The organism is Microcoleus sp. S36a_B3, assembly GCF_036700745.1.
GTDB lineage: Bacteria > Cyanobacteriota > Cyanobacteriia > Cyanobacteriales > Microcoleaceae > Microcoleus.
Genome location: NZ_JAUBPN010000037.1, coordinates 1 through 21,545, shown reverse-complemented (window position 1 = coordinate 21,545; position 21,545 = coordinate 1). Strand labels below are relative to the sequence as shown.

The following is a 21,545-nucleotide window of genomic DNA, read 5'->3' as shown; positions in this document are numbered from 1 at the left end:
TTTCAGCATCAAAAGATAATTTGAGCTTGTCTTAGCACAAACCTCGTCAAATATCAATGTCACCGTGACCTGTCTTTGACAAGATTATTCAATTACTGTCTTGGCAAGCAATCAAACAAGAGCACAATCTGTTACTTTTACTGCTGAGGTACTAAAATGACCTACTCTGAAAAATTGCACCCGTGGTGTATCATTAGCCTGCTTCCTAATTGTCAGCGTGTTATTGTGGCACGATTTCGTAAGAGAAACGATGCAGATGATCATCTACGGGTTTTGCAGCGATTAGTGAAAACGCGCACATTTGTGATTATTTTTGACATGCAACCAAAGCCTACTGTGCCTAAAGAATAACGGCGAATGCAGCGAAGGTTTGAAATCGAATTAATCGAGATACCTGCGTTAGTTGAATAAACCGACTTTCCAGCGATTTCTCCCAGCGACAGAACCTACTGATAGCTGGGAGAATTTTTTATATATTTTACTGATTCTCTACTAACTACAACTTTTTATCATAGTATTGATTGACGCAAAGGAGCGATCGCATTTGTACGGATAGTTACAATTGCATAAGTAAATATGCTCTGATTGATAGCTGTGCAATCGTAGATGTGGCTAATAGTAATATAGCTTGCGAGCGCAATAGATATTCCTTCTCTATCAATACTTCGGAATTTTGAAGAGTTTTTTTGGGAGATGGCTCTGGCGCAAGGTTCGTAGGTGGCTAATGTTGCGCTGAGTTTTTGGATTTCTTGCCATAGCTCTACTATCAAGGCTTCTTTTGCCTCGTTCAATAGTTGCTTTAAGCTGGGTAGTTTTTCCATTCCTTTATCTAATGTCTATCTCGTCTTCTTGTCAAGGGGGTTGAGCAATTACCATTTAAGATTGCTATATCAAAGCATCAGAAGCCAATAAACTCCTTATAAACGGCTTGAAAAGCAACGCATCGCAGTAGAAAAATGGTCGTTTAGGCAATTATAAAATCGTTCACTTCGCTACCAACGGCATTGGCAACAGAAAAATCCCGAACTCCCAGGATTTGTGATTATTCTGATGAAGCTCGGTTGCTATAGCATCGTCAATTTACCATCAGGGATTGGCAGCAGGGAATCAAGGCAGAGGTGGATTTTTATGCGATGCGCTGTAGGATGGCTCGATGGGAGTTATGGAACTCATCTACTCAAGCCCAGACAAAACTCGAACGCTCCAACAGTTATTTCCGAATATAAACCACCGCGTCACCTGTAACGCGAGATCGCAACTCCCTCTTGATTCCGCTGCATCTACGGCTTGTTTGACTGCAATCCCAAACCAGGACGAAACCCCATGAAAATTAATCGCAAGGTATCCAAAGCCCTGGCTGCTGCTTTTTTAGCTTTAGGGGGTTTGAGCAGCAATCGTGCATAAATTTACGCCAAGCACTGAAATTTTTGCCAGCACCCCCGATCGGGCGCGAAACCGCTGCTAAGTGGAAGTTCTATTGATAGTTGCACGGTTCTCCTGGCTCAAACCGATGATTGCAAGCGGCGTTGCACTTAATCCTGGCGAGCGTTGTATTTAATCCTGTCGAGCGTCGCATTTACAGTTGCATTTAATTCTGGATCGTAAGTGTCAAGATTGCTGGCTGGAGTGTTTAGATTATTGCTAAAGGGCTTGTCCCGTTCTCTTCCAATATTTTCGATCGTTTTTATCGGACTATTTTGTTTATATTAAGGATATGTCTATAAAAGCGAGCGATAGTTGGCATTCCTTTTGTGATTAACAATCTCCACTTAGAAATGAGAATTTTGTCACAGCAACAATTAACCATCTTTCCCTGCACCCGCACCAGTAAGTCCATCAACTACTCCGAAGGTTAGGAACCGAGTCAATGAACAAAAAATTACGCAAAATCTTTCTCGCTAATGATGCTTCAACTTTAAGTAACGTCGGATTTGAACAATCTCCTGACGCGGCAATTTTTGCTAAAAATATTGCGAATTGGTTTGCGGGCGGTCGTCCAGGTAAGTTTCATTCTTACGCTGACCCGGATTTAGCAGAATCTGAATCGGCTTTAGCAGAGACAATGACTGAAGCTGGTCACACATGGACGGTTGGATATGACATCCCAGCAGATGTGGATGCGATTTTTACACATGAAATTTGTATTGATGAGACTAGAATCAGAGATTTGGTTGGAGCCGGAGGGAACGTTTATTTAGCTGCCGAGACGGAAAATGAGGACTATGCTGAAGCGTATAACTTTAACTGGTTTCTTTGGGAAGTTGGTTTACAGTTTAAAGAGGGCTATAACGGGATTTCAGGAAATCAACCCATTAATAGCGAACATCCGATTTTTGCTGGAGTTAAATCTCTCTATCAACGCAATGGCAGTTCGATTATCGATTTCCAACCTGACGAGCAGGCCAATCAAATTCTCGTTTCTAGTCCTGATGGAGAAGGGCTGTATGCAATACTCGATCTCTCACAGGCAACACCCCACGTCAGGATTTCGAGGATTTTTTCAGACGTCCGCGTTAAATCCGCTGAGGCGGACGAATATATCGCTATTGTCAACGATGGGCTGGTTGATATAGATATATCAGGCTGGAAAATTCACACAGACAATCGCAATCAAGAATTCTCTTTTCCCGCGGGGACAGTCTTGAAAAAAGGAGCTGAGTGTCGAGTTTATACTAACGAGGTGCATCCAGAGTCAGGCGGCTTCTCTTTCGGTAGCAAACGCTCTGTTTGGAATAACTCTTCAGACGAGGGAAGGCTTTTGGATGCGATGGGAAATTTGATGTCTAGCTATGCTTATACTGAGCACAGTCAGAAGTTATCTAATCTGACTTCATCCCTTGGCTTAGACAATCTAATCCTAGAGGCAGATCCAGAATCGATTGAGGCACAGAAAGCTTTAGGCGGTCAGGTAACTTTTGAGGAAGCATTAACTTCGGCATACGATAGCTTTGAACTTGACAACTCACAAGAAGGCTCGGTTCTAGACACGATCGCTGATAATGCTGCGGCTGTGGGTGTGCCCTACGCCTATTTTAACGGCGATCATGTACCCTCGTCTTACCAATATCTGCGAAAACCCACCACTAAAATTATCCTCTGTACTCCAGAGACACCGATGCTCCCAACAAAAGGGGAAAGCATAGAAGCTAACTGGATATTTATGTTACAAATTCCTGAACTCAACACAGTACATTGGGCGATTATTGACCGTTTGGGCGAAGAAGAAGTGTACAACTACGGTCGCTTCTTGTCCTGAGCGAGAGGCTTTCGTCTAAAGGCGTGCGGAATGTCGGATTTAATACTTTCCGCAAGAAAATCTATCGAAAAGTCCTTGTCAGGCCTTGCCATAAATCGAGAGTTGCCCGCTTTCACCGTTAGGTCATCGCACGCGATCGCTCAATTAATTGTTGTAACATCTGAACTATCTCAGCGATCGCTCCCAAGTTGAGACAAAAAACATTCTCAAGGGTAGCGCGTAACTCTGCAACCGTTGAAAGGACGCGATGTTCTGTTCGACCGTCCAAATAATGCACCGTAAACTGATTGTTCCACAAGGCATAACGACAATTTGACCCCGGTTTTGCCACAATCAAGTTAGTAACAAAAATCGAGTTGGGATGAGTTGAAACGTACCAATTACTCACCTCATAATCGGGTAATTCTTGCTCCTGAAGGTCGAATCTGTAAAGGGATTTCCACTCCTGCTTGATATATGCTTGCATAATGTAGCTGCGATCCGTTGCAATCAATCGAAATGGTTCGTGGGATGTAGGTTGTTCAATATCCGGTGTCAAAGCAAGCGGCGCGGTAAGCGTTAATCCTCCGAATCCCGCATCTGCAATGTACGGCTCTCCATCAATATTGACTAACAGCACCATATGGCTGCGAGGTGCGATCGTCCCGGATGGCAAATTCCACAGCACGCGAGCTGCTAGATTCGTTACCTGAAAGCCAAGAGCAAGCAAAACATCCCGCAACAGTGAGTTTTGCTCGAAACAATAGCCGCCCCGTCCCTGGTTGATGAGTTTTTGTTGCAAGGATGCTAAATCCAGCAAAACCGGTTGTTTCAGGAGCGAATTGAGGTTTTCAAAGGCGATCGTTTGGGAATGTCGTTGATGAATTTCCTGTAACGTTGTCAGCCTGGGCGAGCAGTCACCGCTATAGCCAATTCGTTGAAAATAGGCATCAAGGTCGATCTCAGTCAGTCGCTGTTGCAATTGCATATTTTATGATCAGAGTCAATGCTGAGTTTATTCATGGGGAGTAATTAATTATTACGCATCCAACGTTCCTTCATATTGAGCATCGAAGAAATCTATGATTTCGCTCGCTCCTTCACGTCGAATCATCCGCTTCCCGCCGATCGCTCCTTTCATCCCATCAAGTAAATCGGTAATGTCTCTTTGGTCGGGGCCGCGATTATCGCATACACCATCAAGGTATTTAAATTTTTGTGTCTGCTGAGTTTCTGAACTTTCCGCACATTACCGTCGGTCGCATCCAGCGCGGCCGTGATAGCTGTATGTGTATTCTACGCCCGCCATCCAGACCTGGACTACCACGTTAAGAAATCCCCCCGATCGATCCAGCAATGCAGTATTTGCGGCAAACTCTGTGGTATCGGGTCGAGTTTACCAAGATGAAGATAGAACGGCACGGCCAGGCCAAGATACTCACGCAACAGGAAATCGAGCTTTTGTTCAACAAAGGTTTGCAAACCGCTCGCGATCGCACCCTCTTCGGAGTTTGTCTCTACACCGCCTGTCGGATTGCCGAAGCTTGTTCCCTGATGGTTAAAGATATCTACACGAACTCTGGCACCGTCCGCTCTACGATTAACTTCCGCAAAGCCAATACCAAGGGCAAGCTGCAAACCAGAACGATTCCGGTGATCGAGGATTTGCGATCGCTCTTGACATCTTGGAAACCCCACGCGGGTCAGACTTACTTGTTCCCCGGCCGCCACCGCTGCCACCATTGGAAGCATTTGCAATCAGATTCAGCCGATCGGATTTTGAGAGAAGCGTTCGAGCGAGCCGGCATCGAGGGAGCATCCACCCACAGCTTGGTTGAGAACGGCCCTCACCCAGAGGAGCAACGCGGGTATCCCGCTGCGGATTATTCAAGAAATCAGCCGCCACCGCAACCTCGAACAGTTGCAGCACTACGAAAGAGGTGCCGGCCAGAACAAGTCACAGGAGCGATCTCTTCACTTTCCATGCTTTCTAACACTGGAAAACGCTCATTACCGAGTTGGCAACGGTCTGCTAGTTTCTGACGATCGCCCCCAACCGCCGCGATCGCTCCATCCCCACCTACCAGTGCAGTAGTAATGCAGTAAGTTTGACCGACTTCGCTGTCGGGTCGGGTATAAACCACAGGTCGCACGCCAACGGTCGCATGAAATATAGGTGGGTCGCGAGCTCAGTTTGCTTTCTTGATCGCTCGATAGAGAGTTTGTGATTGAGAAAATAGGCGTTAGGCGTTAAGAAAGCTCGATCCGATCGGTATTTGTGATATGACTGAAATATAAAAAGTTTGCAAGCTAACTCATGATGAGGTTATGAAGCAATGAATGTTAACAGCGCCGCTCAACTTCTGCAAACAGGCTTTCGTACAGCACTAGGAGCAAGCAGCGCGATCGCGGAACTGCTCAATAACCCGCAAAAATTAGCAGACATCCTCGCAAAACCGCCGCGATCGCCAGAGCAACTACTCCTAGACCTTGCTGCTAGAGGCGAAAGCATAGAACAAGAAGCACATAAATTTGGCGAGACATTTTTATCGGGCGGCAGTCACCATTTAAAACCGCCACAATACATTGAACGAGCTGGCGAGCAGTGTTTTCTTCAACCCTACGACATCAAAGGTACAAACCTCTATGGATTTATCTTAGAAGGTTCTTTGCATAAGCTACAAGCAGTATGCGACACATATCTCAACCAGCCAGCTAAAGGAGAAGTTGAGTATCGCCCTGCCATGCACTATGTTGTCCTTACTTTCGGAACGATGGATTCGCTCAGTTCCACAAACAAACCAGACAGCGAAAAGGGATATGTTCTTGAAGAAGAGGTAGTTTTTTGGATATTGACGATGGTCGGAAAACAAGTAGGACCTGCATTTGTAGTGGAGCGGCTAGCTTGGTTCATGCCTTACGTTTTTGTCAATAACTCACCAGTTTTAATTTCAGGGCGCGAGGTTTACGGTATTTCAAAACAACTGGGTTCTTTTCAAATTCCCAAACCCCCGCAGCCACCTGATTTATTCACTTTAGAGACGCTTTTATGGAAACATTTTAGACCGGACATTCAAGCCCAAGATGAAAGGTTGATAGAAGTTTGCAGAGTTGGTAAGGAGGTATCTTTTAAACCTAACAAGACTTGGGATACCCCACAAGAATTAGTCAATGAAATTTTAGAGCTACTTTTTGACAACAATGGTAGGATCGAGATTCCTGGTTTTAGTTTGCCACTCAATATTTTTGACTACCTAACTCATACAGCAGTTCCAGTCGTATTTCTCAAACAATTCCGCGATGCAGAAGATGGTAGCCGAGCTTGCTATCAAGCGATCGTCGAAAACTTGATGAAAATGTACAAATATCACAGCGGACGCATCCTGGGCTTCGGTTCTTTAGGCGATCAGTTTGAGGTCACACTGTACGATTATGCCAGCCACCCCATAGTTAACGATTTGGGGTTACGCCCACGTGGTACCAAACCAGGAGAATCAGTTCGATTGCCCGTCAAGCTGTCTTTCTGGATCAACTTCAACTTCACCGTCGAAAATGGTACTACAGTTTGGAAAGCGCCTTCTTAAATTAGCTTTCATCTCAGTCAAATTATAGCGCGAATCCATGAAAAAGCCGGCTAAAAAGCCCGGGATGAAGCGCAGTTAAAAATATACTTTTGAAAGTAGATTCTCTACTCAATCGATAAATGCCTGAAACATCGAAACTCAAAAAAATTGCCATTTTGGGAGGAGGAATCGCCTCCATAACTGCTGCATTTGAACTCACCAGCCAGCCGGGATGGAACGCTCTCTACGATATTACTGTGTACCAACAGGGCTGGCGTCTGGGAGGTAAAGGCGCATCAGGACGCAGCGTGGAGTCTAACCCGCCTTACCACGAACCAACCTACCGAATAGAAGAACATGGATTGCACATTTTCTTTGGATTCTACGAAAATGCTTTTCGATTGATGAAACAGTGCTACGACGAATTAGGAGAAGATGGTCCGTTTTTGAGTATAAAAGATGCCTTCAAACCTCACAGTCTCATAGTTCTCGAAGAATATATCAATGGTCGCTGGGTTCAGTGGCCTTTCAACTTTCCCCCAAATAAATTGCTTCCTTGGGAAGGAGGGGGCTATTTCTCGATGTGGGAGCATATCTGCTCCTTGCTCAAATTGATGCACGATGGATTTGAAGGTTCAAAATCTTTAAAATCTCAGTGTTCAGTTAACAGATTATCCAGCAATCAGCAAATCCCGAACTGGTTAGAACTTCTTGCCAAACAGATAGATATTGGCGGGGAAACTCTTAAACTCACCTCAGAAATCGCACCGCTTCACCTTCCCGACCAACTGGTGCAGTTACTTCTCAAAGAACCAGCCCGCTGGTGTCAGTGGTTGGAAAATACTATGAAACAGATAGGAACTACCTTAGACACTATTGATTTAACATCAGAAGGAACATTTCTAGGTCTGGCCTACAAGTTAGCCAAATCCATGCCGGACGATACCCGCACTCATCGCCCCGAACACCACAGAATTATTCTTAAGCTTTTAGAGCAATTTATGCAGCGGTTGAGAAGCTCTATCGAGTCAGAAATTGAGCAAGATGACGATACATTTCGGATTTTAGTTTTGTTAGATTTAGCATTTGCCAATATTCGGGGATTATTTGTAGATGAAGTGATTTATTCTGGTTCTTTAGAATCCTTAGACGAGTATGATTATAGAGAGTGGCTGAAAAAACACGGGGCCGGGGAAACCAGCATCAATTCAGCATTTATCCGCGTTTTGTATGACCTTGTTTATGCCTTTCCTGGGGGGAACGTTCATCAGCCCAGACTAGCAGCAGGAACAGCAATCCGCATCTTAACAACCGTAATTTTCCAGTACAGCGGGGCGATTATGTGGAAAATGCAAGCTGGTATGGGAGATACGATTTTCGCCCCGCTTTATAAAGTGCTGAAACGTCGGGGTGTCAAGTTTGAGTTTTTCCACCGCGTGAAACAGTTGCACCTTGACGATTCGCAGCAGTCGATCGCTAGCATTTCTTTGGGACGCCAGGTGAATCTCAAAGAACCAGCTCGGGAATACGATCCGCTGATTAAAGTTAAGAGGCTCCTCTGCTGGCCGAGCAAACCCCGCTACGAGCAAATTGTAGAAGGTGAAGAACTCCAACAACAGCAGGTAAATTTGGAGTCTTTTTGGACTCCGTGGCAAGATAATGAAACCCCAGTCACTCTCAATGTTGGAGAAGATTTTGACTTGGTAATTCTCGGCATTTCTCTCGGAGCTTTACCCTTTATCTGCGGCGACTTGATTAATGCTGAAAAAAATCCCGCTCATCAAAAATGGGCAAATATGGTAAATCAGATCGAGACAGTTCCCACTCAAGGCGGTCAGTTGTGGCTTAAATCTAATTTACAGCAGTTGGGGTGGAGGGGGGGCAGTCCTGTGGTCGGTTCTTATGTAGAACCCCTCGATACTTATGCCGATATGAGTGATTTGATCCAGCGCGAAAATTGGCCTTCCGAACATTATCCCTACAATCTTGCTTATTTTACAGGCGTAATAGCAGACTCAGGAATTCCTCCCAGCAGCGATCGCGATTTCCCCAAAAGGGAACAGGAGAAAGTAGAACAACAGGCTATCAACTTCCTCGAAAACCAAATCGGTAACTTATGGCCTAAAGCTACCACTCCAGAAAATCCTCAAGGGTTGAATTGGGATTTGCTTGTCGATCTAAAAAACCAGCCGGGACAGAAGCGTTTCTACTCTCAATACTGGCGAGTCAACATCGACCCTTCAGAGCGTTACGTGCTTTCTGTCCCCGGAAGTACAAAATATCGGCTCAAAACCGATGAATCTGGCTTCGATAACCTCTACTTGACGGGTGACTGGATCGACAACGGTTACAATTCAGGCTGTGTCGAAGCAACCGTTATGTCAGCTATGCAGGCTGCTCGTGCTATTTTGACACAAATTTTTGGGATTGAGTATGCAAAAAAAATTATCGGTGAGCGGGATTCCTGGTTCTGAAAACTGTGTCAGGGTGTAAGCCTGCTCAGCATTTAAATTGCATCTCAAGAAACAATCAAACTCTTGTCTGTCTTGGTTTTGGGATGTCCGATCTCATAAATACTTAATTAAGTTCGCTAAAAAATTCAACAATTATGCTAAGTCTTCTGAGATATACAAATTTAAAAAAAATAAATGAAGGAATCAAAACAGTTGTGTATCGAGGGCTGAATGTTCAGAACCAACAGCCTGTTATTGTTAAGTTGCTCAACTCAGAGTATCCCCATCCTATTGATGTTGCTAATTTAAAGTTTCAATATGAAATTACCAAGAACCTGAACATTTCAGGAGTTGTTAATTGCTTGGAATTGGAAAGATATCGGAATAGCTTTGCCTTAATCATGGAAGATTTTGGTGGCCAATCTTTGAATTACATTTTTGGCGAACTAAAAAACGATATAATCAGCTTTCTTAAAATAGCAATTAAGTTAGCAGAAACTTTAGGGCAACTGCACCAACAGCAGATTATTCATAAAGATATTAAACCGAGAAATATTATTATCAATCCCGCAACTGGGGTGGTTAAAATTACCGATTTTAGCATTTCTTCTCGCCTGGACAGAGAAAACCAAACAATTAACAATCCTAATTGTCTGGAAGGCACATTAGCCTATATATCCCCAGAGCAAACTGGCAGGATGAATCGGTCGATTGACTATCGCACCGACTTTTACTCTTTGGGTGCAACCTTTTATGAAATGCTGACAGGTTCCCTACCTTTTGCAGCCACTGATCCAATGGAATTGGTTCACTGCCATTTAGCAAAACAACCAGTTGCGCCGATTCACTTAAATCCAGAAATTCCCAAAGCTATTTCTGATATTACACTCAAATTATTAGCCAAAAACGCAGAAGAGCGATATCAAACTGCTGAGGGAATAAAAGCTGACCTAGAAACTTGCCTAGCTCAGTTACAGGAAAGCGGCACAATTTCACATTTTATTATAGGAGCTAAAGATTTATCCAATCAACTGCTAATTCCGCAGAAACTCTACGGTAGGGAAGAAGAGGTAGTTGTATTAATGGAAGCGTTTGAACGAACCAGTCTCGGTACCGCCGAAATGATGCTGGTCAGCGGTTCTTCAGGGATAGGTAAATCTTGTTTAGTGAATGAAATTCACAAACCTATTGTTACTAAGTGCGGATATTTTATTGCTGGTAAATTTGACCAGTTTAATCGCAATATTCCTTACGCTTCATTAATTGAAGCTTTTCAGTCACTAATGCGACAACTATTAACCGAAAACTCTGAAAAAATAGCTGTTTGGAGAGAGAAACTTTTAACTGCATTGGGTCAAAATGGTTCTCTAATTATTGATGTTATTCCCGAAGTTGAACTGATTGTCGGTCCTCAGCCAGAAGTGCCACAACTGAGTTCGTCTGAATCTCAAAACCGCTTTAATCGCGTTTTTCAACAGTTCTTCAGAGTCTTTTGTCAACCTTCTCATCCCCTCGTTCTCTTCCTTGACGACTTGCAGTGGGCTGATTCTGCATCGCTCAAACTAATCCAAATGTTGATGAGTGATCGCGATAGCCAATACCTGTTAACGATCGGAGCTTATCGAGATAACGAAGTCAATCCAGCTCATCCCTTGATTCAGACATTAGAAAAAATTCGAGAAAGTGGGGCTGCCATCAATAATATTACTGTTAAACCTTTACAGCTAAACCATGTTAGGCAGCTAATTGCAGACACGCTCAATGAATCTCCAGACACAAACCGTATAAAATCCTTCTCCGAACTACTTTTCAATAAAACCCAAGGCAATCCCTTCTTCTTGACTCAACTGTTGAAAGTCCTGTATTCTGAAAATCTACTAACCTACGATACTTTCATCGGTATTTGGCAGTGGGACATCGAAGAAATTCAAAGCATTGGCATTGTCGATTACAATATCGTTGAACTGATCGCAAAAAATATTCAAAAACTACCAGTATCAACCCAAAAAGTCTTAAAATTGGCTGCTTGTATAGGCAGCACTTTTAATTTAAACGTTTTAGCAATTGTTAATGAAGAATCAGAATTAGTTACTGCTTCTCAGTTGTGGGCATCACTTCATGCTGGTCTAATTTTACCCTTGAGTGAAAACTACAAAATTCCTCTAATTTTCGGGCAGGAGGAACTAGACGAACTTATGCTTCGTGATGCTAGAGTTGACTATAAGTTTTTGCACGATCGCGTCCAGCAAGCCGCTTATTCTTTAATCCCCGAATCCGATAAAAAAGTCACTCATCTGAGTATTGGCAAACTACTGTTGCAAAATACCACTCCTGAAGACAGAAAAGAAAATATTTTTGCTTTAGTCAATCAACTTAATTTTGGTGCTGATTTAGTTGTTGAGCAAGTAGAAAAAGATGAACTAGCTTTCCTAAATCTAATTGCTGGTCAGAAAGCAAAGGCAGCGACTGCCTATGAATCGGCTGTTAAGTATCTGAATATGGGTTTGGATCTCCTCGCTGCTAATAGCTGGCAGAGTCAGTATGACTTAACCCTGACTCTATATGTAGAAACAGTAGAAGTGGCATACTTAACGACTAATTTCGAGCGGGCGCGAGCGCTCTCTGAGATTGTCCTGGTTAATGCTACTCTCATTTTAGAAAAAATTCAAATTTACGAGTTACAAATGCTATTTTACATAGCTCAAAATCAAATGCAGTTGGCAATAGATACAGCCCTAAAAGTTTTAGAGATACTGGAAATTAGGCTACCTCAACAGCCGACTCAAAATGATATTGGTACAGCCCTCATCCAAACAAAAACTATTATGGGAGATAGACAAATTGAAGATTTAGAAAAACTCCCACAAATGACTGATAATTATAAATTAGCAGCACTACGAATCATGATGAATCTGTGCGCTCCTGCTTATATTGCGAATCCACCTTTGCTAATTTTCACAATTTTGACAATGGTAAGTCTATGTGTTGAATATGGCAACTCAGAAATTGCCAGTTTTGCTTATGGTTATTACGGACTGCTTTTGTGTAGCGTATTGGGCGATATAGATTTAGGTTATCGCTCTGGGAAACTTTCAATTAAACTATTGGAAAAATTTAAAACTAAAAAACTAAAAGCCAAAGTTTTCGCATTATTTAATATCTTTGTCAGACATTGGAAAGAACACGCTAGAGAATCTTTAGAGCCTTTCTGGGAGGGGATAGAAAGCGGATTAGAAACTGGAGATATAGAACACGCCTGTTATTGTGCTTGCAATTATTCAACTTACCCTCTTTTTCTGGGAGAAGAGTTGAAAAATGTGGCTAATAGGCAGGCACAATTTATTGACTTTACAAAAAAAAATAAGCAAGATTTTTCACTTTATTATATTAAAGTATGGCGACAAATGGTATTGAATTTGCTGGGACATTCAGCAGATAAATACAAGTTAATTGGTGAGAGTTTTAATGAAGAAGAGATGCTACCTGTTTTAGAGAAAAATCATAATAAATTATCGATTTTTCATACCTATTTTGCTAAAGCAATTATTTATTATTTATTTAGACAATATAATCTTTCAATTGCTAGTGCTAGGCAAGCAGAAACATATTTAGATGGGGCGATAGGATTTGTAACAGTTCCGCAACACAATTTTTATTATTCTCTGGCTCTTTTGGCTGAGTATTCTGATTCTCAGGGCGATATCAGTTCTTGCAACGAACAGCAGCAATACTTGGTTAATGTTGAGTCAAATCAAGAAAGAATGAAGCTGTGGGCGTACCATGCACCAGAAAACAACCAGCACAGATACGAGTTAGTAGAGGCAGAAATAGCGCGGGTGAAAGGGCAAAATTGGGAAGCGATGGAGTATTACGATCTCGCCATCGCGGGAGCTAAAAAACAGGGGTACGTTCAGGAGGAAGCTTTAGCTTACGAACTGGCGGCTGAATTTTATTTAGGGGCTTCAAGAGAGGAGATCGGTCAGACTTACATGGCATCAGCATACTACGGCTACGCTCGGTGGGGAGCGAAGACTAAGGTTGCAGATTTGGAGTCAAGATATCCCCAGCTTCTTTCTTTGATATCTGCTGCTGGGAACACCAGCATAGAGGGAACTCTCTCTACCACAACAACAGCTACAAATAGTACAACAGGTAACTCTTTCCTCGATTTAGCAACAGTAATGAAGGCTTCGCAAGTTTTAGCAAGCGAAGTTGTTTTGAGTAAATTGCTAGAAAAATTGCTCAAAATTGTGATGGAGAACGCTGGCGCACAAAGTGGTATTTTGATTTTAGCAAAAGATGGTGATTTGCTAATAGAAGCGTCTGGCTATATTGAACAAGATCGCATAATAGTGCAGCAGTCGCTTCCAATCGTTTTCAGCCAGGATTTGCCAGTCTCTGTAATAAATTATGTAGCTAGAACGAAAAAAGATGTTGTTTTAAATGATGCTGGGAAGGATGAATTATTCAAAAATGATATCTACATTGTCAAAAATCATCCCCTGTCTATTTTATGTGTTCCTCTCATTAATAGAGGCAGTTTAATCGCTCTGCTTTATTTAGAGAATAATCTGGCAACAGGTGCTTTTACAGAAGAACGGCAGGAAGTTTTAAAGATTCTTTCTACTCAGGCTGCAATTTCTTTAGAAAACGCTTTTCTCTATAAGAATTTGTCTGCTGCTAATGAAAAGTTGCAGGAGTACAGCGAGACTTTAGAGGTTAAAGTGCAAGAGAGAACGCGGGAAGTTACAGAAAAAAACGCGCTCTTACAACAAGAAATTCGCGAGCGAATCTCTATCGAATCAGCTTTGAGGCAGTCAGAAATGCAGTTGAAAGAACAAGCAATTCAGCTAGAAATTGCTCTGCGAGAGTTACAACAAACTCAAGCTCAAATGATTCACACTGAAAAAATGTCCAGTCTGGGACAGTTAGTGGCAGGAATTGCTCACGAAATTAATAATCCGATTAATTTCATTTACGGTAATCTTACTTACACAACTCAATATATGCAAAATTTGTTGAAACTGATCGATACCTACCAGCAAACATACCCCAATGTTACTCCAGATTTGGCAGCAGTCACAGAGGAAATTGAACTGGATTTCCTTAAACAAGACTTGCCGCAAATTCTGAAGTCGATGAATGTTGGAGCTGAGCGCATCCGCAATATTGTGATAGGCTTGCGGAATTTTTCGCGTCTTTCTGAGAGCGAGATGAAGCGGGTTGACATTCACGAAGGGATTGAGAGCACGCTGCTGATTTTGCAGCACCGCCTGCACCCTGCGGAACCACCGGGGGATGGGGAGGATAGCGGCAAGCCGGTCGGCATTGCGGGCAGAGAAATTCAAGTTGTTAAAGAATACGGGAACTTGCCTTTAGTCGAGTGTTTTGCTGGAGAACTCAATCAGGTGTTTATGAATATTCTAGGGAATGCGATCGACGCACTGGTACAGTTGGATAACCAGCAGTGTCCAACGCCTGCGATTCGGATTCGCACAGAGGTAAAAGGCACTAGCGCGATCGTCTCAATTGCAGACAACGGACTTGGAATGAGTGAATCAGTCCGCGTTAGGGTATTCGATCCCTTTTTTACAACTAAGCCTGTAGGTTCGGGTACTGGTCTGGGCTTGTCTGTTTCGCACTCAATTATCGTACAAAAACACGGCGGGAAGCTAACGTGCATTTCAGCACCGAGGCGGGGAGCTGAATTTGTTTTGGAAATTCCGTTATCGCAGGGTATATAGACGTTTTGCTAGTACATAATTGAGTTGAGTTTTGAGAACAATTTGGATAGAGAACAGTAACAGCAGTTTGTCAACCAATTTTAGCAGTGCATCAACCCATTTAGTATCCTTAATCCTACTACTTTTGTTAAGCTAATTGCTCCGATAAATGTGACCTTTGCACCTTTACTGCGTTAGCTGCACTTGGGCTAATTTATGACGATCGCCCTCAGCCGCCTCATTAAGAAATACCCCAGAACGGTGCAGTAATGCAGCAAGTATGCAAGACTCTCTGGTATCGGGTCGAGTATACACGCCTGCATGAAGATAGAACGGCACGGACAAGCTAAAATACTCACGCAACAGGAAATCGAACTGCTGTTCAACAAAGGTTTGCAAACCGCTCGCGATCGCACCCTCTTCGGAGTTTGTCTCTACACCGCCTGCCGCATTGCCGAAGCTTGTTCCTTGGAAGTCATCGATATTTACACTGCCAGAGGTACAGTCCGACCTACAATCAACTTCCGCAAGGGCAACACCAAAGGAAAACTCCAAACCAGGACAATTCCGGTAATCGAAGATTTGCGGAGTCTCCTGACATCTTGGCGTTCCCATGCGGGTCAGACTTATTTATTTCCCGGCCGCTACCCGAACCACCACTGGAAGCATTTGCACCCCAATTCAGCGGATCGGATTTTAAGAGAAGCGTTCGATCGCGCCGGCATCGAGGGAGCATCCACCCACAGCTTCAGGAGAACGGCTCTCACCCAGATGAGCAATGCCGGGATTCCGCTGCGGATTATTCAAGAAATCAGCGGTCACAGCAACCTCGAACAGTTGCAGAAATACTTAGAGGTGAAGCCGGAGCAAGTCAGAGGAGCGATCGCGAGTCTTTCCATGCTTTCCTACACGGGGAAACCTACATTTCCCCCTGTAGAGGATGAATTGTCTGCTGTGCCGTTGCCCCCTCACCAACTGTCACAAGACCTATCAGACTTCTCGCCTGAAGAAATTCCCGATTGGTGATAGATCGGTTTCTCCCTCAAGGCAGAAGCCCTCACCTCTAGATTTGTTACAATTCTCGTAGCGAAGCGGGGCGTAAGCCATCGTGTGGAGCGGGTGCACCTACGAAACCTGCTCAAAGGAGAATTGAAAGGCGATGTGGCTTAAATTTGGTGTTGCTCCCAGCGGAGAGCTGGCGGGCATTGATGAGGTTGTGCGCGGAAAAACTAACCTCGCTTGCCTTTACTGCGGCGGTTCCCTCACAGCGAAAAAGGGTTCGGTGAAAGAACATCACTTCGCCCACACCGGGGAAACTTGCAAGTTCGTTACCGCGCGAATCAAGACAAAAGCATTCCCCTCGCTGCCGCTTTACGATAATTTCACCATCCAGCTTAAGGGTGAGGAATTGGAGCAATTGAAAGTGCTGTGGAAAGAGTACGGGGCCCAAAAGCGATCGATTCCCAGAGACTTGGTAAGCTTTCGGTGGCAGTTGAAAGGATTGCTAGAGTCGGAAGGCGCGAGCTCTTATCAATTCACAAACCTCGGTAAAATCCCCGTCGGCGCTCTTCCCCTGGCGCTGTTCAACAAAGTCCAAGAACCTTTGCTGCTGTCAGAGTTGATGAAGTTAGAAGGCTCTGTAGAGATTGCTTTATCTGCGGGTTTATCTTGCTTGGAAGAACGGCGGGCTGACTTGCTGATTTATCGAGCGCAGCTTCGTCGGATTCTGGTGAATTCGCTCTATTTTCTTGAGGTCAAAGCGGACGGTCACTGCTTCTATAAAATTGGGGTGACAACTCGATCGATCGAGGAGAGAATCGCCGAGGTGCAGCGGGATGTCAGGGCGCATTACTCGGATGTGGTTGTTAATTTGCTGGGACTTTGGGAGAGCCGGGGGAATGTGGAGCTGTACTTCAAACACCGATATCAACCCTTTAATTATCGCATTGGCAAGCTGACGGAATATTTTGTGTTTCCCGATGTCAAACCTATTTTGAATGATTTATATGAAATGAAACCCAAAGTGCTGAGCGAGATTGAGTTGGACGTACTCAATCGCGAGCAATCAGATTTTGCTGCCAATCAGTCAACCTAGGCGAATGCACGAGCGAAAGCAAACCCGTCCCGTAATTGAGTTAAAGGATTGTTCGAGCTGCTTGTCCCACCAAATCAACAAAATCAGTCATTGTTCGCTCGAAGCGATCGACACTCTCAAACCGTGATTTTTGCGTTGTGTTTAAGGCGAGCGGGGCATAATGTAGGGTTAGAACCCTCGTTGTATTCCGCTCACCTTAAAGAAGATTTAGAGCCAAAAAAAGAGAGTGGATTGCGACACGGAGCCCAGCACCAAATCCATAGCTTGGCAGAACAAGAGGCGCAGTGTGACACGCTCGTAGTTGTGGTATCTGGGTTAGAAAGTGTTTAATCACCGCATTGGGCAACGGACGTTCGTATTTTGTGTTTCCGTTCGTCAAGGTTGTGCTACGGGATTTGTATGGGATGGAGCCAAAAGTTTTGAGTAAGGCAGTTTCGCGGGGAAAATTAAGTATTATCAATACGAGAGCGTGCTTGCTACAAATCATCCGCACCGCACCCAATCAAGGCATAGATTGCGCCGTTTGACAAAAGCGGCTCGCATTACTTGGAGGCTCACGCCGCCTTGATAAGTAGCCCAACAAAGGTTGTTGCAAGCAGCCACTACCTTCACAGTAGGTCGAACGATCGATTTTGTCGTTTCAATTCTACCTAGATAATCAGGAAAACAAATTCAATGGCAAAAAAAGCAAAAAAGCTCTGGCTTTCTTCTTCTGGCAAACAGTCTAAACCTACAGTGCCTGATACTGAGAAACAATTAATCGAACAAAAATGTAATGAGTTAATTCAAACAGAATTTAAGCCCAAATATATCGACTCTCCACCCACAGACCATGATTTCAACTATCGAACGGATATCTTTGGCAAGTGGTATCGCAACTATTTTTACTTCTGCTCAACTTATAATTGTCCGAGTCCGAGGGCGATTTCCCCGTCTTTTGAGTCTCGCTCCGCCCGCCTAGAATATGTTGGGCCAGATTGTTTTAATGTCGCCTACATGAGACATACGGGGCAATGGTGGGAAATTCTGCATGGTTTGTCTTTAGAAGAATGTTTATCGGAAATTAGAAACAATCCCCTGTTACATCCTTAATCGTTGCTCTAATTGGCAATCGTTCTTTTAATTATCGAATTGGCTCTCCTGACGTTCGTATTTTGTGTTTCCCGATGTCAAGGTTGTGTTGAACGATTTGTACGCAATGGAACCCAAAGTGCTGTCGGCTGTTGAGTTGGATGCAATTAACGGAGTGAGTGCGAACAACACGGATGGCTGAATTCCGCAGTTTGCTATAAGTCAAGTTACCCTGAAATTAACAGCCGTTTTGTGCAGGTGCTGGCTCAATACCCACTGAAAATGATGAAAGAAAACACCATCGAAATTGTTGGTTTTCACGCACATATTTACTTTGACAATGATAGTCGCGATGCAGCAGCGCGTGTACGCGAAGGATTGGCTCAGTTTGAAGTGCAGCTAGGGCGTTGGCATGATAAACCCATCGGCCCCCACCCCCAAGCGATGTATCAAGTTGCGTTTTTACCCCCACAGTTTGGCATGGTAGTTCCCTGGTTAATGCTCCACCGCGAGGGGTTAGATATTCTCGTCCATCCCGAAACAGGCGACGATGTGGCAGACCATACAACACATTCTTTGTGGCTGGGAGAAAAACTAGAGTTGAATGTCGAAGTTCTGCGACCTAGGACAGCCAACGCCAGCTTTTAAGTCATCACTCTCTGCGGTGGATTGTTCTATGTAGAGCAAACACTACTTGCTAGGTTCGGTAGTCCGCCAACTAAATTATTTGCTCAGAGATATCGTTGATTAATTAGTCAAATTAAGCTAATCTCTGGTAATCGTAATTTATTTGAACTCCAAAATGACAGTTAAAGCTATTTCTGCCACCATCCTTTTAGGTGCAATTCCACTTAGTGTTTACCAGCTACCCGATGGCGGCTACAAAGTCGATGCGATTGGGGTTATGGGTGTGGTGGACAAGCAAAAACAATCGCTGACCCGTTTTATTACTGGAAAATCGGCTTTAGCTCTGCCTTTCAACGGATACAATTTTACACAAGCTCCAAGCATTCCAGTGGAAGGCAACGCTCAATTAATCAAGCCCATTCCCATTGCATTAGCTACGGCATATTGGCTCAATGAAGCAACCAAAGGCAACGTAAAAGCTCAGGCTTTGGTTCAAGCCAGCATGGCAGAATCCATCGAACGGCGGGCTGATGTAGCATTTAGCCACAAGCGCACTGAAAGAGAGTACAATTTGCGGTTTGGTGAATTCGTTGAGGCGGTTATGTTGGAGAACCGAAAAGAGGTTATCGAACGCCGCCTGCCCGGTGATGATTTGTACTTACCAGAGGGGATTAACTGACCAGAAGTGCGATTGCTCCCAACACCTCAGTTTTGAGGAAAACCGAACCAAATCCCAACACCAACCCGTTCCCCAAATCTCGAATAGTGCGATCGTCAAACAATAACCTAGACGAACGCCACCTCCGATTTTTAATTCAGCTTCAGGGAACTAAGGCCCTGGGATGTCTGTGGCGATGGTTGAGACTGGGGGCGATCCTGGTCATGAAAGAGCTCGTCACACCTATGAAAAGGCGGGCTTCGAGCTATTCCCAGTTGCCAGATACTTCAAGAAGCTCGCTTGTGCAAATGTTAAGTCTCAAGGTTTACTTGGTTCTCTTTGGGCGATCGCACTCGTTCCAATACTCCGCCTTGACATGATTCGCGAAGGCTCTGCTTCCAGCAAGCGGCAAAGCTGCATCGGAGCGGTAGGTTGCGACATTAGGTTAATGTTGGATAAGACCGATATAGAGGATATTATTATTATCAGCAAAAGTGACGGATAGCACCCCAAATTTCCAGGATAAACTATCATTCGCGATGGATAACACCCAAGAACCCGGACTTAGCCTGCTTTCGTTTCTGTTTAATTCCTTAAAACTAGGATGTTTTCTAACCGCTCTGATGGATGATCTACCCCCCGGTAAAGGTATTATCCAGCCTATCTGCGGTTGAATGCACAGTTATATTTTTTTGGCATCAAATGTGCTCATAGCAACCATTGGAGAAAACAGATGTGGGATGAAAGATACAGTGCCCAAGAGTACGTATACGGCACAAACCCGAACGAGTTTTTGGAAGCAAACGTCAACAGTATTCCAAAAGGTAAAGTTCTGAGCTTGGCCGAAGGAGAAGGGCGGAATGCCGTTTTCCTTGCGAAACAGGGTTACTCTGTAACCGCTGTAGATGCCTCTCTAGTTGGTTTGAATAAAGCCAGAAAGTTAGCGGAGGATAACGGGGTGGTTGTTGAGTTTATTCATGCTAATTTAGCAGAGTATGATTTAGGCGAGAATCAATGGGACGGAATTGTATCTATATTTTGTCCGTTGCCCTCTTCAACAAGAAAACAGCTTCATAAAAAAGTTGAAGCAGGGTTAAAGCAAAACGGTGTGTTTCTGCTTGAAGCTTATACACCCGATCAGTTGAAGCATGGTACTGGCGGCGGAAATTCAGTAGATGTGATGCAATCTAAAGAATCTTTAAGCATTGAGTTAGCTGGCTTAAAGTTTAGGCATCTAATTGAGCTTGAGCGTGATGTAGTAGAAGGTATTTATCACACTGGCATGGGCGCAGTAGTTCAGGCGATAGCATCAAAACAAATATAACATTCTGGTGCAGCGGATTGCCTGAAGCCGATACGCTGAGATGCTCCAGATCCCAACAACCGAGGATATACGGAAAAATCCAGCCTTTCCTCCAGAAAATACTTAATATACGGAACAATTCTACCTATCCACTAAATTTAGAATGATATACAGAACGACTCTGACTATCCCTCTAGTTCTGGGGAATAGCTAGAATCCTTCAGCCTAATAATATTTAGACACTCGGAGAGAGCAGATGGATAAGCCCAGCATTCACGGTAGTTGCCTTTGCGGAACTGTGACCTTTGAAGTGAACCCACCGTTCCAGAAAATGGCTCATTGCTACTGCTCGCGGTGTCGCAAAGGCACGGGCACAGGCCACGCCACAAATCTAACCGTTGATCCGAGCCAGTTCCGATGGCTTTCAGGGGAGGAAGGCATCACACGTTACGACCTTCCCACAGCAACGAGCTTCGGCAAATGGTTTTGCAGTCATTGCGGGTGTCCCGTCCCGCGTCTAACGCGCAACGGTCTAATTGTGGTTGTTCCAGCCGGCTCGCTGGATACAGCACCGCCTATGGCTCCGACAGATCGCATTTTCTGGGCATCGAGAGCGCCGTGGAGTTGTGCTAGCGGGGGACTTCCAACCCATGCCGAGTATCCAGAGTCATGGTAGAGCAAGAACGTGCCTAAAAAGATCCTCCAGCCGTCGGCTGAGCTTGTGCGGAGCGATCGCTATGTAGGGTTTGCTGAATAATCGATCGCAAACCAATCACAGGAGCGATCGATATATTCAAGCTTGGTTAATATAAGTTCT

At 44.2% G+C, this 21,545-nt stretch carries 15 protein-coding genes; 13 read left to right on the top strand and 2 right to left on the bottom strand.

Translation table 11 applies throughout. The features are described 5' to 3' along the window. Positions 1-509: 509 nt before the first annotated feature. A complete protein-coding gene (locus QUA01_RS24745) occupies positions 510-821 on the bottom strand; it encodes a hypothetical protein (RefSeq protein ID WP_333093161.1) in 312 nt (103 codons plus the stop codon). 1,046 nt (positions 822-1,867) lie between these two features. Here QUA01_RS24745 and QUA01_RS24740 point away from each other — a divergent pair. Continuing rightward, complete coding sequence (locus QUA01_RS24740; RefSeq protein ID WP_333093160.1) at positions 1,868-3,256, top strand: lamin tail domain-containing protein; 1,389 nt, start codon at positions 1,868-1,870, stop codon at positions 3,254-3,256. A gap of 118 nt (positions 3,257-3,374) precedes the next feature. Here QUA01_RS24740 and QUA01_RS24735 read toward each other — a convergent pair whose 3' ends face one another. Further along, a complete protein-coding gene (locus QUA01_RS24735; RefSeq protein ID WP_333093159.1) occupies positions 3,375-4,223 on the bottom strand; it encodes an arylamine N-acetyltransferase family protein in 849 nt (282 codons plus the stop codon). Positions 4,224-4,639: 416 nt separating this feature from the next. Here QUA01_RS24735 and QUA01_RS24730 point away from each other — a divergent pair, with 416 nt between their 5' ends. The 12 genes from QUA01_RS24730 to QUA01_RS24675 all read left to right on the top strand — a co-directional run bounded on the left by QUA01_RS24730 (position 4,640) and on the right by QUA01_RS24675 (position 21,404). Beyond that, on the top strand, positions 4,640-5,278 hold the full coding sequence (locus tag QUA01_RS24730) for a tyrosine-type recombinase/integrase (protein ID WP_333157005.1): 639 nt from the start codon (positions 4,640-4,642) through the stop codon (positions 5,276-5,278). Positions 5,279-5,571: 293 nt separating this feature from the next. Beyond that, positions 5,572-6,819: a hypothetical protein gene (locus QUA01_RS24725; protein ID WP_333093157.1), complete on the top strand. Its 1,248-nt coding sequence runs from the start codon at positions 5,572-5,574 to the stop codon at positions 6,817-6,819. A 119-nt stretch (positions 6,820-6,938) separates the two neighbouring features. Next, positions 6,939-9,272: an NAD(P)-binding protein gene (locus tag QUA01_RS24720; protein ID WP_333093156.1), complete on the top strand. Its 2,334-nt coding sequence runs from the start codon at positions 6,939-6,941 to the stop codon at positions 9,270-9,272. A gap of 134 nt (positions 9,273-9,406) precedes the next feature. Further along, positions 9,407-14,995 carry a trifunctional serine/threonine-protein kinase/ATP-binding protein/sensor histidine kinase gene (locus tag QUA01_RS24715; protein WP_333093155.1) on the top strand — a complete coding sequence of 1,863 codons (5,589 nt, stop codon included), beginning with the start codon at positions 9,407-9,409 and terminating at the stop codon, positions 14,993-14,995. Positions 14,996-15,295: 300 nt separating this feature from the next. Then, positions 15,296-16,000, top strand: coding sequence for a tyrosine-type recombinase/integrase (locus QUA01_RS24710; RefSeq protein ID WP_333093154.1), 705 nt, complete (start codon positions 15,296-15,298; stop codon positions 15,998-16,000). A 133-nt stretch (positions 16,001-16,133) separates the two neighbouring features. Continuing rightward, a complete protein-coding gene (locus QUA01_RS24705) occupies positions 16,134-17,069 on the top strand; it encodes a GIY-YIG nuclease family protein (protein ID WP_333093153.1) in 936 nt (311 codons plus the stop codon). A gap of 675 nt (positions 17,070-17,744) precedes the next feature. Continuing rightward, positions 17,745-18,161 carry a DUF3024 domain-containing protein gene (locus QUA01_RS24700; RefSeq protein WP_172189454.1) on the top strand — a complete coding sequence of 139 codons (417 nt, stop codon included), beginning with the start codon at positions 17,745-17,747 and terminating at the stop codon, positions 18,159-18,161. Between the two features lie 261 nt (positions 18,162-18,422). After that, the gene (locus QUA01_RS24695; protein WP_333093152.1) at positions 18,423-18,788 is read left to right on the top strand and encodes a DOPA 4,5-dioxygenase family protein; all 366 of its coding nucleotides are present in this window, start codon (positions 18,423-18,425) and stop codon (positions 18,786-18,788) included. A 154-nt stretch (positions 18,789-18,942) separates the two neighbouring features. After that, on the top strand, positions 18,943-19,446 hold the full coding sequence (locus QUA01_RS24690) for a hypothetical protein (RefSeq protein WP_333093151.1): 504 nt from the start codon (positions 18,943-18,945) through the stop codon (positions 19,444-19,446). A gap of 175 nt (positions 19,447-19,621) precedes the next feature. After that, on the top strand, positions 19,622-19,930 hold the full coding sequence (locus QUA01_RS24685; RefSeq protein ID WP_333093150.1) for a hypothetical protein: 309 nt from the start codon (positions 19,622-19,624) through the stop codon (positions 19,928-19,930). Positions 19,931-20,158: 228 nt separating this feature from the next. Beyond that, the gene (locus QUA01_RS24680) at positions 20,159-20,749 is read left to right on the top strand and encodes a class I SAM-dependent methyltransferase (RefSeq protein WP_333093149.1); all 591 of its coding nucleotides are present in this window, start codon (positions 20,159-20,161) and stop codon (positions 20,747-20,749) included. Positions 20,750-20,984: 235 nt separating this feature from the next. Further along, the gene (locus QUA01_RS24675; protein ID WP_333133240.1) at positions 20,985-21,404 is read left to right on the top strand and encodes a GFA family protein; all 420 of its coding nucleotides are present in this window, start codon (positions 20,985-20,987) and stop codon (positions 21,402-21,404) included. The last annotated feature ends 141 nt before the right edge of the window (positions 21,405-21,545 follow it).

Bases quoted from the DNA above. Each gene is read 5' to 3' on its own strand.
- QUA01_RS24720 (WP_333093156.1), top strand. From the start codon at position 6,939: ATGCCTGAAACATCGAAACTCAAAAAAATTGCCATTTTGGGAGGAGGA.
- QUA01_RS24675 (WP_333133240.1), top strand. From the start codon at position 20,985: ATGGATAAGCCCAGCATTCACGGTAGTTGCCTTTGCGGAACTGTGACC.
- QUA01_RS24740 (WP_333093160.1), top strand. From the start codon at position 1,868: ATGAACAAAAAATTACGCAAAATCTTTCTCGCTAATGATGCTTCAACT.
- QUA01_RS24685 (WP_333093150.1), top strand. From the start codon at position 19,622: ATGGTTGAGACTGGGGGCGATCCTGGTCATGAAAGAGCTCGTCACACC.
- QUA01_RS24695 (WP_333093152.1), top strand. From the start codon at position 18,423: ATGATGAAAGAAAACACCATCGAAATTGTTGGTTTTCACGCACATATT.
- QUA01_RS24725 (WP_333093157.1), top strand. From the start codon at position 5,572: ATGAATGTTAACAGCGCCGCTCAACTTCTGCAAACAGGCTTTCGTACA.
- QUA01_RS24745 (WP_333093161.1), bottom strand. From the start codon at position 821: ATGGAAAAACTACCCAGCTTAAAGCAACTATTGAACGAGGCAAAAGAA.
- QUA01_RS24690 (WP_333093151.1), top strand. From the start codon at position 18,943: ATGACAGTTAAAGCTATTTCTGCCACCATCCTTTTAGGTGCAATTCCA.
- QUA01_RS24680 (WP_333093149.1), top strand. From the start codon at position 20,159: ATGTGGGATGAAAGATACAGTGCCCAAGAGTACGTATACGGCACAAAC.
- QUA01_RS24715 (WP_333093155.1), top strand. From the start codon at position 9,407: ATGCTAAGTCTTCTGAGATATACAAATTTAAAAAAAATAAATGAAGGA.
- QUA01_RS24735 (WP_333093159.1), bottom strand. From the start codon at position 4,223: ATGCAATTGCAACAGCGACTGACTGAGATCGACCTTGATGCCTATTTT.
- QUA01_RS24700 (WP_172189454.1), top strand. From the start codon at position 17,745: ATGGCAAAAAAAGCAAAAAAGCTCTGGCTTTCTTCTTCTGGCAAACAG.
- QUA01_RS24710 (WP_333093154.1), top strand. From the start codon at position 15,296: ATGAAGATAGAACGGCACGGACAAGCTAAAATACTCACGCAACAGGAA.
- QUA01_RS24730 (WP_333157005.1), top strand. From the start codon at position 4,640: ATGAAGATAGAACGGCACGGCCAGGCCAAGATACTCACGCAACAGGAA.
- QUA01_RS24705 (WP_333093153.1), top strand. From the start codon at position 16,134: ATGTGGCTTAAATTTGGTGTTGCTCCCAGCGGAGAGCTGGCGGGCATT.